Here is a 14716-nt window from a genome sequence, read left to right as displayed (position 1 = left end):
CAATTTGCTAGCGCAGATTGCGGTGGTGAAGATGATACGAACCGAAAGTTCGCAACCACAAATTCACATATCCGAATTAGCCAAGAGTGTTCAACAGACATTCTGGCAACAGAATTTCTTGACGACCATAGAGCATTGGAACCACCTGATCCCATCCCGAACTCAGTAGTGAAACGATGCATCGCCGATGGTAGTGTGGGGTTTCCCCATGTGAGAGTAGGTCATCGTCAAGATTCATTTCGCAAAACCCCTATCTGCGCAAGCAGGTAGGGGTTTTGTCTTTTCTGGCTTTTACTTGGCCCAGCATCGGCAGCCAGCCGTGATATCGTTCCCCATTATTCTCCCAGGGACTTTTCCATGCCCAGTACCACCTCACTGCAACCCGGTTTCATGATCGTCCACGGCAACCGCCTGGACGACCTGCGCAGCCTGGTCGTGAGTTGGATGCGCCGCTATCCGCTGGCACCGCTGGAAAACGAAATCGCCCTGGTGCAAAGCAATGGCATTGCTCAATGGCTCAAGCTTGCCCTTGCCGAGGACCCACAGGACGACGACATGGGTGGTTGCGGAATTGCTGCCGCCGTCGATGTGCAATTGCCCGGTAGCTTCATGTGGCAGTTGTACCGCAAAGTGCTTGGGCGCGACGAGATCCCAGAAGTATCGCTGCTCGACAAGGCACCCCTGACCTGGCGCCTGATGCGCCTGTTGCCCGCGCTGATCGAGCGCCCGCATTTCGAACCGCTGCGTCGCTTCCTGACCGATGACAATGACCTGCGCAAGCGCTATCAGCTGGCCGAGCGCCTGGCCGACCTGTTCGACCAATATCAGGTCTATCGCGCCGACTGGCTCAAGGACTGGGCTGCCGGCGAGCACATCCTCAATACCGCCCGTGGAGAGCGCAAGCCCCTCGCCCCAGGCAACCGCTGGCAGGCCGAACTGTGGCGAGCACTGCTCGAGGATGTGGGTGAGCAGGGCATGGCGCAGAGCCGGGCAGGGGTACACCAGCGCTTCATCGAGCGCATCAACAGCCTGAACACCGCACCTCACGGGCTTCCTTCGCGGGTCATCGTGTTCGGTATTTCTTCTTTGCCTGCCCAGGCATTGGAAGCGCTAGCCGGTTTGTCCCGTTTCAGCCAGGTATTGCTCTGTGTTCACAACCCTTGCCGTCACCACTGGGCAGACATCGTTGCTGACAAGGACCTGCTGCGTCACCAGTACAAGCGTCAACAGCGCAAGCCAGGCATGCCCGTGCAGCTGGATGACGAGTCGCTGCATCAGCATGCCCACCCATTGCTGGCCGCCTGGGGCAAGCAAGGCCGTGATTACATCAACCTGCTGGACAGCTACGACGACCCCGGCAGTTACCAGGGCGTATTCAGCGATGGCCGTATCGACCTGTTCAGCGAAGCCCAGCCCATCACGCTGCTGAACCAGCTTCAGGACGATATTCTTGAACTGCGCCCACTTGCCGAAACCCGCGACCTGTGGCCCGAGGTCAACCTGGCCAAGGACCGTTCGGTGCGTTTCCACGTGGCACACAGCCCGCAGCGTGAGGTGGAAATCCTCCACGATCAGCTATTGGCCCGCTTCAGCGCCGATCCGTCGCTAAGCCCGCGTGACGTCATCGTCATGCTCCCAGCAATCGACACTTACGCGCCGCATATCCGCGCGGTGTTCGGGCAATTGCAGCGCAACGACCCGCGCTATATCCCGTTTACCCTGACCGACCAAGGCCAGCGTGGCCGCGATCCGCTGCTGATTGCGCTCGAGCACCTGCTCAAACTCCCCGACAGCCGCTTCGCCGTCAGCGAGGTGCTCGACCTGCTCGACGTTCCGGCGGTCCGCGCGCGTTTCGGCATACGCGAAAGCGACCTGCCCACGCTGCACCGATGGATCGAAGGCGCAGGTATTCGCTGGGGTTTGAACGCCGACCAGCGCGCCACACTCGGGTTGCCCCAAGGCCTTGAGCAGAACAGTTGGCGCTTCGGCCTGCGGCGCATGCTGCTGGGCTACGCGGTTGGCGTGGGAGAGGGATGCGACGGCATTGAACCCTACGATGAAATCGGCGGCCTGGATGCCGCCTTGATCGGCCCGCTGGTCGCGTTGCTGGATGCCCTCGATGTGGCCAACCAGACCTTGTCTCAACCTGCCACTGCCAGTGAATGGGGAGATCGCCTCAACGCGTTGCTGCAAGTGTTCTTCCTTGCCGAGGCGGAGCACGACGAATACCTGTTGATGCAACTGCAAGAGTTGCGCGACAACTGGCTGGAAGTCTGCGAAACCGTAGGCCTGCAAGACCAGCTGCCACTCACGGTGATCCGCGAGGCCTGGCTGTCGGGCCTCGACGAAGGCAAGCTGTCCCAGCGTTTTCTCGCAGGTTCGGTGAACTTCTGCACCCTGATGCCGATGCGGGCCATTCCTTTCCGCGTCGTCTGTTTGCTGGGTATGAACGATGGCGACTATCCCCGCGCCCAGCCGCCGCTGGACTTCGACCTGATGGCCAGCGACTACCGCCCCGGTGATCGTTCGCGTCGCGAGGACGACCGTTATCTGCTGCTCGAAGCGCTGCTGTCGGCACGTGACCAGCTCTATATCAGTTGGGTGGGTCGTAGCATCCGTGATAACAGTGAGCGGCCAGCGTCAGTGTTGATCGGCCAGCTACGCGACCACCTGGTTGCCGGTTGGCGCCTCAAGGGTGATGCTGACGGTGAGCAACTGCTCCACGCATTGACTCAGGAGCACCCACTGCAGCCTTTCAGTGCGCGCTATTTCCAGAAGGGTAGTGCGCTGTTCAGCTATGCCCACGAGTGGCAATCGCTGCACCAGCACACCACTGACGTCGAGCAGCCAGACCTCGGGCTGCCTCCTTACGTCAGCGATGAAGCGCTGACGCTGACTCAGTTGCAGGACTTCTTGCGTCACCCAGTAAGGCATTTCTTCAGCCAGCGGCTGAAAGTGTTCTTCGAAGCCTTGGAAGCGCCCACGCCAGACGAAGAGCCATTCGTGCTGGACGCATTGCAACGCTACAGCGCCAGCGAAAGCCTGCTCGGCGCCGCCTTGAGCGATCCGGATAACGCCGAGCGCGCATTGCAGGCCCAGGCCCGGCGGCTCCAAGCCTGCGGCATGCTGCCCCTGGCGGGGTTTGGAGAACTGCTGCAGGCCGAACTGATCCAGCCTTTGCCCGATCTGCTGCAACGTCATCGCCAACTGTTGCAGCGCTGGCCAACGGTGGTCGACGGTGCGCTGCCGATCCACTTCGAACACGCAAGCCATCGTCTTGAGGGGTGGCTGGGCCGGGTCTACAAGGCCGACGATCAAAGCCTGTTGAGCATCACCACGGTGCCCAATACCATCAGCGCCGGGCGCACCCTCAAGTGGCACCGCCTGATTGCCAGCTGGGTGATGCACTTGGCTGCTTGCGCCGCGGGTTATCCCCTGCACAGCGCACTGCTGGCCAGCGACATCACGCTGCTGCTCGGCCCCTTGCCGCAGGCTCAGGCTGGTGAACAACTGGGTCACCTGCTGGTGGCGCGCCAGGCTGCGATGAATGCGCCACTGCCTGTGGCCGCCAAGACCGCTTTCGCCTGGCTGGCCCAGGACGACCCTGACAAGGCCCTGGCTGCCGCCATTCGTGCTTACGAGGGAGATGGCCGCACCAGTTTTGGCGAGCGCAGCGAAAGTGTTGCCCTGGCGCGGCAGTTCCGCGATTTCGCCGCGCTCAGCGCCGACGAAACTTTCGAAGGCTGGTGTGAAGCCTTGTACCGCCCCCTGTTCAGCGCCGACTGGCAGGCCCAAGGCAATCCGGAGAGTCAAGCATGACCCAGGCCCGACCCCTGGCATTGAGTTTTCCCCTGCATGGTAGCCAGCTGATCGAAGCCAGCGCCGGTACGGGCAAGACGTTCACCATTTCTGCTCTGTACCTGCGCCTGATCCTCGGTCACGGCGGCGAGCAAGGCTTTAGCCGCCAACTGCTACCACCACAGATTCTCGTGGTGACCTTCACCGATGCCGCCACCAAGGAGCTGCGCGAGCGTATCCGCGCTCGTCTGGCCGAGGCTGCGCGCTTCTTCCGCGGCGAACTGGAAGGTGGCGACCCGCTGCTGCAGCAGCTGCGTGACGACTACGCCGAAGAACACTGGCCACGCTGCGCCAACCGCCTGGAAGTTGCCGTGCAGTGGATGGATGAAGCAGCCGTGTCGACCATCCACGGCTGGTGCCAGCGCATGCTCCGCGAGCATGCTTTCGACAGCGGCAGCCTGTTCACCCAAAGCCTGGAAACCGACCACAGCGACCTGCTTGGCCAGGTCATGCGCGATTACTGGCGGCGCTTCTGTTATGGCATGCACGGCGAAGCGCTGAACTGGGTGCGTAGCCAATGGGGCAGTCCCGATGCCCTGCTACCGCGCATCCGGCCGCTGTTCGGCCGTGTGCGTGCACAGCAGGACGAAGCGCAACCGCAAGCGCTGATCGATGCCGCGCTGCAACAGCGCGTCGAGCAGTTGCGCCAACTCAAGGCGCCGTGGGCGCAATGGGCGGATGAACTGCAGCAGATCTGCCGCGACGCCGTGGCAGCGAAACAGGCCGATGGCCGCAAACTGCAGGCGCGTTACTTCGAGCCCTGGTTCGAGAAACTGCGTAAATGGGCCAGTGATGAACAAGCGGTGGAGCTCGACTTGGGCACCGGCTTCACCCGCCTGACCCCGGCCGGGATGGCTGAAGCCTGGAAAACCGACCCGCCCGACCATCCGGCCCTGCATGCCATGCAGAATCTCCAGCAGCAACTGCAGGCCCTGACCAGCCCGGATGCCCGCTTGCTTGAACATGCCGCCGCTTGGGTTGCGGCGCGCTTCGAAGTGGAAAAACGCCGCCGCGCCGAAATGGGCTTCGACGACATGTTGCTACGTCTGCAGCAGGCGTTGGGCACGGAGTCGGGAGAACGCCTGGCGGCGCTGATCCGTGAGCAGTTCCCGGTGGCGTTGATCGACGAATTCCAGGACACCGACCCGGTCCAGTACGGCATTTTCGAAAGCATCTATCGCATCAGCGAGAACAACCCGGAAACCGGCCTGTTCATGATCGGTGACCCCAAGCAGGCGATCTACGCCTTCCGTGGCGCCGATATCTACACCTACCTGTCTGCCCGGCGCGCTACCGCCGGCCGGCTGCACAGCCTGGACACCAACTACCGTTCCAGCCAGGCGATGGTCGCGGCGGTCAACCAGGTCTTCATGCAGGCCGAAGCCCGCGAGGTGGGCAGGGGGGCCTTCCTGTTCCGCGAAGCCGACGACAATCCGTTGCCGTTCGTCGAGGTGCGCGCCAGGGGGCGCAGTGAGCGCCTGCTGATCGACGGCAAGGTGTGTGCGGCACTGCAATGCTGGCAGCTGGAAAGCGAAGAGCCGGTATCCAGCACGCTCTACCGTCAGCAGCTGGCCGCCAGTTGCGCCAGCCATATCGTTTGCGTATTGAACGGTGGCCAGCGCGGGGTGACCGGCTTCAGCGATGACCAGGGCGAACTGCGCCCCTGCCAGCCTTCGGACATTGCCATCCTGGTGCGTGATGGCCATGAAGCGCAGTTGGTGCGCGACGAGCTCGCCGCTCGCGATGTGCGCAGCGTCTACCTGTCCGACAAGGATTCGGTATTCGCCGCCCAGGAGGCCCATGACTTGCTGGCCTGGCTAAAGGCCTGCGCCGAGCCGGACTCCGAACGCCTGCTCAAGGCCGCCCTGGCCAGCCTGACACTGGAACGGTCGCTGGCTGAACTTGACCAGCTGAACCAGGACGAACGGGTCTGGGAGGGTTGGGTCATGCGTTTCCGCCGCTACCGAGAGATCTGGCAGCGGCAGGGTGTGCTGCCCATGCTGCGGCACCTGCTGCACGACTTCGAGTTGCCGCGCATGCTGATTGGCCGCACGGAGGGTGAGCGTGTGCTGACCAACCTGCTGCACTTGGCCGAACTGTTGCAGCAGGCGGCCGCTGAGCTGGATGGCGAACAGGCGCTGATCCGTCACCTCGCCGAGCACCTGACCCATTCCGGTCAAGCGGGCGAGGAGCAGATCCTGCGCCTGGAGAGCGACGAGCAGCTGGTCAAAGTGGTAACTATCCACAAGTCCAAGGGCCTGGAATACCCGATGGTCTATTTGCCGTTCATCTGCACCAGCAAGCCGGTGGACGGCAGCCGCCTGCCCCTGGTCTGGCACGACAGCTTGGGCAACGCACAACTGACGCTGACCCCTGACGCAGCGCAGGTCGCCTTGGCCGACGAGGAGCGCCTGGCTGAAGACTTGCGCTTGCTCTACGTGGCGCTGACGCGTGCTCAGCACGCCTGCTGGCTGGGTGTTACCGACCTCAAGCGCGGCAACCTGAAGAGTTCGCAACTGCACCGCTCGGCGCTCGGCTACCTGCTAGGTGGAGGCCTGCCACTGCCCGGCTCGCAGCACCTCAAGGCATGGCTGCAGAGCTTGCTGGCAGGCTGTGAGCACATTGCCTGCCCGGCCCTGCCGCAGGCCAGTGATGAGCGCTACCGTGCGGCCCAGGCCGAGCACGAGCTGATACCCGCACGCAAGCCGCGGCGGGCTGCCGCCGAACATTGGTGGATCGCCTCCTACAGCGCTTTGCGCGTGGGTGAACAGACCCTCGGTGCCGACAGCTCGCAGGCCCAGCAACTGCTGGATGACGAAGTTGCCGATACCCCAATGCCCCGTGAAGTACCTGGTGACGGCGACGACATCCATCGCTTCCCCCGCGGCCCCAACCCGGGCACCTTCCTCCATGGGCTGCTGGAGTGGGCCGGACGGGAAGGCTTTGCCGAGGTCAGCGGCAACCCCAAGCTCATCGAGCGTACGGTTGGCCAGCGTTGCAACCGCCGCGGCTGGACCGGCTGGATCCCGACGCTTGGCCAGTGGCTGCAGCGCCTGCTCAACGAGCCCCTGCCGGCCGGCCATTCGCCGCTGACGCTCGCGCACCTGCAGCATTACCAGATCGAGATGGAGTTCTGGTTCGCCAGCCACAACGTCGACGCCGAGCACCTGGACCGCCTGGTGGCCCGGCATACCCACCCCGGCACAGCTCGCCCGGCTGCGCAGCCGACCCTGCTCAATGGCATGTTCAAAGGTTTCATCGACCTGGCGTATGAGCTTGACGGGCGCTATTACGTGGCAGACTACAAGTCCAACTGGCTCGGCCCGGACATCCAGGCCTACGATACCCAGGCCATGGAAAAAGCCATCCTCGAACACCGTTATGACCTGCAGTACGTGCTTTACCTGCTGGCCCTGCATCGCCAGTTGCGGGCACGGCTGCCTGACTATGATTACGACCGCCATGTCGGCGGTGCCCTGTTCATCTTCCTGCGTGGCGCCAGCAGCAGTGGCCACGGCGTGTATTTCGCCAAGCCGCCACGCGAGCTGATCGAGGCCCTCGACGCGCTGTTCCGGGGCGCGCACCAGCCCGAACAGCAGGACCTGTTTGCCGGAGCCGCGACATGAGCCGAACCCTCGACGATATCTTGCCTGCGCCACTGCACGCCGAGCACCTGTTGGCCCTGGCTCCCCAGCACAGCAGTGCGGACCTGCTGCAGTTGCTCGATCGCTGGGTCGAGCGAGGCTGGCTGCGTGCGCTCGACCGGGCGTTCGTCAGCTTTCTTGAAGAGCTTGCCCCTGGCAGTGACCCGTTGGTCTTGCTGGCGGCAGCATTGGCCAGCCACCAGCTGGGCCACGGGCATGTCTGCCTCGACCTGCAACAAACCCTCGCCGAGCCGGATTTCGCTCTGTCTCTGCCACCCGAAGGCGATGCCCTGACCGGCCCGTTGCTATTACCCTCGCAGCTGCTGGCCAACCTCGGCCTGCCCACCTGGCTGCAGCGTATTGCCGCAAGCCCTCTGGTGGCTGCCGGCAATACGCCGGGCCAGCAAGCACGTCCGCTGGTGCTCAGCGGCCAGCGCCTGTACCTGCGGCGCTACTGGAGCTACGAGCGGCAGATCGACCAGGCCCTGCGCCAGCGCCTGAGTCAACAGGAAGCAACACCGGCCGACCTGCCTGTGCGCCTGGCGCAGCTGTTCGACGAAGGCGCCTTGACTGGGCAGGTGGACTGGCAAAAACTGGCCTGCGCCCTGGCCACCCGTGCAGGCTTCAGCATCATCACTGGCGGCCCTGGCACCGGCAAGACCACCACGGTAGTGCGTTTGTTGGCGCTGCTGCAGGCGCCTGCGGTGGAGCAGGGCAGGCCGCTGCGTATTCGCCTGGCCGCGCCGACCGGCAAGGCCGCCGCACGCCTGACCGAATCCATTGGCCAGCAGGTTGAACGGTTGCAAGTCAGCGCCGAGGTGCGCAGGCAGATCCCCACCGACGTCAGCACCGTGCATCGCCTGCTCGGCAGCCGCCCAGGCTCGCGGCACTTCCGTCACCACGCCGGCAATCCGCTGCCGCTGGATGTGCTGGTGGTCGACGAGGCGTCGATGATCGACCTGGAGATGATGGCCAACGTGCTGGAGGCGTTGCCGCCCAAGGCGCGGCTGATTCTGCTCGGGGACAAGGACCAGCTGGCTTCGGTCGAGGCTGGAGCCGTACTCGGTGACCTGTGCCGGGATGCCGAAGAGGGCTGCTATTCGCCCGCTACCCAGGCCTGGCTGGAACAGATCGGCGGTCAATCGCTTGCCGCCAGTGGCCTGAAAACCGGTGATGCCCAACGCAATCCTCTGGCCCAGCAAGTGGTGATGCTGCGCTTCTCACGACGTTTTGGTGAGGGCAGTGGCATCGGCCAGCTGGCGCGCCTGGTCAACCGCCAGGAGGCCCAGGCGGCACGCGACCTGCTGAGCATGCCGCCAGCGGACGTGTTCGGCCTGGCGCTGCGCGGCGAGCAGGATCTGGCCTTCGACCGCCTGATTCTCGACGGCCTCGGCCGCGGTAACGAAGGGCCTCAGGGCTATCGCAGCTACCTGCGCGCCATTGGCCGCCATCGCCCGGTACCGGGCAGCGCTTTCGACGATCCGCGCTGGGAACAGTGGGCTGCCAGGGTGCTGCACAGTTTCGAAGACTTCCAGCTGTTGTGCGCCGTGCGCAAGGGGCCATGGGGTGTCGAAGGCCTCAACGAACGCGTGGCGCGGGTGCTGCACAATGCCGGGCTGATCGACAACCAGCAGCCGTGGTATGAAGGTCGCCCGGTGCTGGTGACGCGCAACGACTACGGCCTGGGCTTGATGAACGGCGACATTGGTATCGCCCTGCGCTTGCCGGACGAGCACGGTGAAGCGCTGCTGCGTGTGGCTTTCCCGCGTAACGACGGCAGTGGTGGGGTGCGCTTCGTGCTGCCCAGCCGCCTCAACGAGGTGGAAACCGTTTACGCCATGACGGTGCACAAGTCCCAGGGCTCCGAGTTCAGCCACACCGCGCTGGTGCTGCCAGATGCACTCAACCCGGTGCTGACCAAGGAACTGGTGTACACCGGCATTACCCGGGCCAAGCATTGCTTCAGCCTGATCGAGCCGCGCCAAGGCATTTTCGAGGAAGCGGTGCTGCGCAAGGTACGGCGTATTTCCGGCCTCATGCTTGAACAAGTCTGACGCTCCTCCGGCTAGCCAGCGTTGTGCTATCGTTGCGCCGACTCAGACAGGTTTTTGAGAGAACTCTCACATGACAGGCGCCAGGGAGCGGTTGACAGGCTGTGCGCTTTTGTTGCTTCTGGTTGCCCTGTCGCTATTGGCCGGCCCCGTCCAGGCGGGCGGTTCTGCCACCTCCGCTCAGGCCCAGCAGCGTGCCAAGGCGGTCACCCAAGTGGTCCTGGGCATCTTCAGCTATGCACGCTGGCCTACCGAGCCTGTGCCCTTGCGCTTGTGCATGGTCGGCCCGACCGAATATGCCGACGACTTGATCAAGGGCAACGTGCAGAACGCTGGCCAACCCTTGCAGGTGCGCCGCCTGCTGGCCGACGACCGGCATGTCGCCCAAGCCTGTGACGCGGTGTACATCGGCAAGCTCGACGATGCCCAGCGGGAACACCTGTTCCAGGCCATCAATGGCCATCCGGTACTGAGCATCAGCGAAGCCGACGACCCGTGCACGGTGGGCAGCCTGTTCTGCCTGCGCGTCGGTGACCAGCAGGTCGCTTTCGAGGTCAACCTCGACTCCGTGGCACGTTCCGGGGTGCGTATCCATCCCAGCGTGTTGCAGCTGTCACGGCGACGCGGAGCTGTGCCATGAAGCGTTCAGCCAGGAAGGCCGGCGTGCGTCCGACGTTGCGTTCGGTACTCGGCCGCGGCCACCTCAGCGTTGCCCTGATGGCAGTGGGCCTGGCCGGTATCTCGCTGACCCTGCTCGGTGTGCTGGCCCTGCGAGTGTACGCCCACCACAACCTGCACCTGATTGCCCGTTCGATCAACTACACCGTCGAAGCCGCGGTGGTGTTCGACGACAGCGCAGCGGCCCATGAGGCGCTGGAACTGATCGCCAAAACCGAAGAAGTGGCGGACGCCAAGGTATTCAACAACGATGGGGAGCAGCTGGCGCACTGGCAGCGCCGCGAAGAAGGCGTGCTCGGGCACCTTGAGGCGCAGGTGGCGTCGGCCTTGCTGAATGGGCCGATCAACCTGCCGATCATGCACCAGCAACAGCAAGTCGGGCATATCGAACTGGCCGGCCAGGGCCGCAGCTTGCTGCTGTTCCTGCTCAGCGGCCTTGGGGGCATCCTGTTCTGCACGATCCTCAGTGCCTTCGTTGCCTTGTACCTGTCGCGGCGCCTGCTTGGCGACATCGTGCGCCCCTTGCGCAGCCTGGCCAGTGTCGCCCACGCCGCGCGTCGCGAACGCAGTTTTGACCGCCGTGTGCCGGAAGCGCCCATTGCCGAGCTGAACGAGTTGGGTAACGATTTCAACGCGTTGCTCGATGAACTGGAGGTCTGGCACAGCCACTTGCAGAGCGAGAACGCCACCCTGGCTCACCAGGCCAGCCACGATAGCCTCACCGGCTTGCCCAACCGCGCGTTCTTCGAGGGGCGCCTCAGCCGCAGCCTGCGTAATGCTGCACGGCAGCAAGACCATGTGGCGCTGCTGTTCCTCGACAGTGACCACTTCAAGCAGATCAACGACAGCCTCGGCCATGCCGTGGGTGACGAAGTGCTGATCAACGTGGCCGACCGCGTGCGTGCGCAACTGCGCGAGCACGATCTGGTGGCCCGCCTGGGAGGCGATGAGTTTGCCGTGCTGCTGACCCCGCTGCACTCGCGTGAGGACGCAGAGCGCATCGCCGAGAAAATTATCGCCAGCATGCAGCTGCCGATTCTGCTCGATGGCGGTGAAAGCCTCACCACGTCGCTCAGTGTCGGCATCGCCTATTACCCGGAGGATGGCGATGACCCGGCCAGCCTCCTCAATGCCGCAGATGCGGCGATGTACCAGGCCAAGCGCAAGCGCCGAGGCCAGTGGCAAGCGGCGCAGACGGAACGGTCCGCCGCCGATTCCAGCAACAGGAGTTGAACCGTGATACAGCGTTTGCGTTTTTCATTCGTCGTGATGGTGCTGGCCTTGCTGGCGTTGGCAGGGTGCCAAAGCGCGCCACCCAAAGGGCTGAGCGCCGAACAGATTGCAGTACTCAAGCGTGAAGGCTTCGCCCCTACCGAGGAAGGCTGGGCATTCGACCTGTCAGGCAAGGTGCTGTTCGGCAGCGACCTGGACAGTCTCAATGCCCCGAGCCAGGCGATCGTCGAGCGGATCGGCAAGGCTTTGCTGGGCGTGGGTATTCAGCGTGTGCGGGTCGATGGCCATGCCGATGCTTCGGGCAAGGCGGCGTACAACCAGCTGCTGTCCGAGCGGCGTGCGCAGAGTGTGGCCAAGGCGTTGATCGACGTTGGCATGCAGGCGCAGAACATTCATACCCGCGGGCTGGGCAGCACGCAGCCAGTGGCGGACAACCGCACGAGTGCCGGGCGAACCGAGAACCGGCGGGTGTCGATTGTGGTGGCGTCTTATTGAAATAGCTGTAAAGAATGCAGCGCGGTGTAGCTGACAGGTGCCTGCCTTGGCGCTTTCAGCGCCTATCAGATCGACCGCGCGGGCGGCGCCCGATCTGATAGGCGCTGGAAATGCTGTGGCGAACACTTAAAGACCTCCATCAACCCTTAGCAAACCGCATCTCGCGCGTCTCACCCATCAACAACGGAGCATTCGCCTCGGTCACCCCACGGATGTAATCCCACAACAAGGTGATCCGCTTGAGCTTTCTCAAGTCCTCCCGGCAATACATCCAGAACTGCCGCGTCACCTCGATCTCCTCCGGCAACACCGTCACCAGCCGCGCGTCCTGCGACGCCAGGAAGCACGGCAATATCGCCAGCCCGCGCCCCTGCAACGCCGCCGTGTATTGGGCAATCACACTGGTACTGCGTAAATGTGCGTTGGCATTGGGAATCAGGTTGGCCAGGTACAGCAGCTCAGAACTGAACGCCAGGTCGTCCACATAGCTGATGAACGGGTGGTTCACCAGGTCGCTGACCTGGCGGATCGGTGCATGGCTGTCGAGGTAGTCCGGGGTCGCATACAGGCGCAGCCGGTAGTCGCACAGCTTGCAGCACACATAAGGCCCATGCTCTGGCCGCTCCAGGGCGATGACGATGTCCGCCTCGCGCTTGGACAGGCTGATGAAGTGCGGCAGCGGCAGGATATCTACCGAGATTGCCGGGTAGGCATCGACGAAATGGCTTAACTGCGGTGTAACGAAGAAGCTGCCAAAGCCTTCGGTGCACCCCATGCGCACATGCCCTGAGAGCGCCACGCCGGAGCCGGAGACCTGTTCGCAGGCCATGTGCAAGGTGCTCTCGATCGACTCCGCGTAGCCCAACAGGCGTTGCCCCTCGGCGGTCAGGACGAAGCCGTTGGTGCGTGACTTTTCGAACAGCAGCGTGCCCATCGCCCCCTCCAGCGAGCTGATGCGCCGCGATACCGTGGTGTAGTCGACAGCCAGGCGCTTGGCCGCGCTGCTGGCTTTGCGCGTGCGCGCCACTTCGAGGAAGAACTTCAGGTCGTCCCAGTTCAGCGCACTCAGGGAGGTCAGGTCTTTTTGCATGTTGATCCGGTTTTTTTGTGCGTTCTTGTTGGATGTTTGCACATCTATACTCGAAAAAAGCCCCAAGGCGCCACCTCGCGTTTGCCCGGCGCTGGCGATCTCGTCCTGACAATAATTCCAAGGAGAACGCAGATGAACGCACCACAATCCCCTGACAAGACCAAGGTCGAGCAGGTCAAGCTGCTGATCGACGGCCAGTGGGTCGAGTCGAAAACCAGCGAATGGCGCGACATCGTCAACCCGGCCACCCAGGAAGTGCTGGCGCGGGTACCGTTCGCCACCGTCGAAGAAGTGGATGCTGCCGTGGCTGCCGCACAGCGCGCCTTCAAGACTTGGCGTGACACCCCGATCGGTGCACGCATGCGCATCATGCTCAAGCTGCAGGCGCTGATCCGCGAGCACACCAAACGCATCGCCCAGGTGCTCAGTGCCGAGCAGGGCAAGACCCTTGCCGACGCCGAAGGCGATATCTTCCGCGGCCTGGAAGTGGTCGAGCACGCGGCTTCCATCGGCACGCTGCAGCTGGGCGAGTTCGCCGAGAACGTCGCCAGTGGCGTGGACACCTACACCCTGCGCCAGCCCATCGGCGTGTGCGCTGGCATCACCCCGTTCAACTTCCCGGCGATGATCCCGTTGTGGATGTTCCCGATGGCCATCGTCTGCGGCAACACCTTCGTCCTCAAGCCTTCCGAGCAGGACCCGCTGTCGACCATGCTGCTGGTCGAGCTGGCGCTGGAAGCCGGTGTGCCGGCTGGCGTGCTCAACGTGGTGCACGGCGGCAAGCAGGTGGTCGATGCAATCTGCACCCATCAGGACATCAAGGCGATCTCCTTCGTCGGTTCCACCGAAGTGGGCACTCACGTGTACAACCTGGCCAGCCAGCACGGCAAGCGTGTGCAGTCGATGATGGGCGCCAAGAACCACGCCGTGGTGCTGCCAGACGCCAACCGCACGCAAACCGTCAACGCCCTGGTCGGTGCCGCCTTCGGCGCAGCGGGCCAGCGCTGCATGGCCACCTCGGTGGCAGTGCTGGTGGGCAAGGCGCGTGACTGGCTGCCAGACATCAAGGAGGCGGCCAGCAAGCTCAAGGTCAACGCCGGTTGCGAGCCAGGCACCGATGTTGGCCCGGTGGTTTCCAGGCGCGCCAAGGAACGTGTGCTGGGGCTGATCGAAAGCGGCATCCGGGAAGGTGCCAAGCTCGAACTCGATGGCCGTGGGGTCAAGGTGCCGGGGTATGAGCAAGGCAACTTCGTCGGCCCGACCCTGTTCTCCGGGGTGAAGACCGACATGCAGGTCTACACCCAGGAAATCTTCGGCCCGGTGCTGGTGACCCTGGAAGTCGACACCCTCGACGAAGCCATTGCCCTGGTCAACGCCAACCCGTTCGGCAACGGTACCGGCCTGTTCACCCAGAGCGGCGCGGCGGCGCGCAAGTTCCAGAGCGAGATCGACATCGGCCAGGTGGGTATCAACATCCCGATTCCGGTACCGGTACCGTTCTTCAGCTTCACCGGCTCGCGCGGCTCCAAGCTCGGCGACCTCGGCCCGTACGGCAAGCAGGTGGTGCAGTTCTACACTCAGACCAAGACCGTCACCGCCCGTTGGTTCGATGACGACAGCGTCAATGACGGTGTGAACACCACCATCAGCCTGCGCTAAGGAGCACG

At 63.6% G+C, this 14716-nt stretch carries 8 protein-coding genes and 1 rRNA gene; 8 read left to right on the top strand and 1 reads right to left on the bottom strand.

What is annotated here, in order from left to right; all coding sequences use genetic code 11:
• Nucleotides 1-117 precede the first annotated feature (117 nt).
• From rrf to ACQKPS_RS16855, 7 genes are all read left to right on the top strand, one after another.
• Nucleotides 118-233: ribosomal RNA gene (gene rrf / locus ACQKPS_RS16885) — 5S ribosomal RNA — on the top strand.
• A 124-nt stretch (nt 234-357) separates the two neighbouring features.
• The gene (gene recC / locus ACQKPS_RS16880; protein ID WP_427604959.1) at nt 358-3819 is read left to right on the top strand and encodes an exodeoxyribonuclease V subunit gamma; all 3462 of its coding nucleotides are present in this window, start codon (nt 358-360) and stop codon (nt 3817-3819) included.
• Nucleotides 3816-7484, top strand: coding sequence for an exodeoxyribonuclease V subunit beta (recB, locus tag ACQKPS_RS16875; protein WP_427604957.1), 3669 nt, complete (start codon nt 3816-3818; stop codon nt 7482-7484). The genes recC and recB overlap by 4 nt, the downstream gene beginning before the upstream one ends.
• Nucleotides 7481-9556 carry an exodeoxyribonuclease V subunit alpha gene (gene recD, locus ACQKPS_RS16870; protein ID WP_427604955.1) on the top strand — a complete coding sequence of 692 codons (2076 nt, stop codon included), beginning with the start codon at nt 7481-7483 and terminating at the stop codon, nt 9554-9556. Before recB ends, recD begins: the two co-directional genes overlap by 4 nt.
• Before the next feature lie 70 nt (nt 9557-9626).
• Nucleotides 9627-10193 (top strand): YfiR family protein, encoded by a 567-nt coding sequence (locus tag ACQKPS_RS16865; protein ID WP_254481461.1) that lies wholly within the window; start codon nt 9627-9629, stop codon nt 10191-10193.
• Entirely contained in the window at nt 10190-11464 is a 1275-nt protein-coding gene (locus ACQKPS_RS16860) for a diguanylate cyclase domain-containing protein (protein ID WP_427604953.1), read from the top strand. The genes ACQKPS_RS16865 and ACQKPS_RS16860 overlap by 4 nt, the downstream gene beginning before the upstream one ends.
• Before the next feature lie 3 nt (nt 11465-11467).
• Nucleotides 11468-11959: an OmpA family protein gene (locus ACQKPS_RS16855; protein ID WP_283724822.1), complete on the top strand. Its 492-nt coding sequence runs from the start codon at nt 11468-11470 to the stop codon at nt 11957-11959.
• Between the two features lie 139 nt (nt 11960-12098).
• On the opposite strand, the gene ACQKPS_RS16850 is transcribed toward ACQKPS_RS16855, so the two are convergent.
• Complete coding sequence (locus ACQKPS_RS16850) at nt 12099-13049, bottom strand: LysR family transcriptional regulator (RefSeq protein WP_254481458.1); 951 nt, start codon at nt 13047-13049, stop codon at nt 12099-12101.
• A gap of 132 nt (nt 13050-13181) precedes the next feature.
• Between ACQKPS_RS16850 and ACQKPS_RS16845 the strand changes: the two genes are divergently transcribed.
• Complete coding sequence (locus tag ACQKPS_RS16845; RefSeq protein WP_283724821.1) at nt 13182-14708, top strand: CoA-acylating methylmalonate-semialdehyde dehydrogenase; 1527 nt, start codon at nt 13182-13184, stop codon at nt 14706-14708.
• Nucleotides 14709-14716: the final 8 nt, after the last annotated feature.

This window comes from Pseudomonas sp. NPDC086566 (assembly GCF_050280885.1).
GTDB lineage: Bacteria > Pseudomonadota > Gammaproteobacteria > Pseudomonadales > Pseudomonadaceae > Aquipseudomonas > Aquipseudomonas vlassakiae.
Note: the sequence above shows the minus strand (reverse complement) of the source record. Positions and strands in the feature narration are given on the sequence as shown.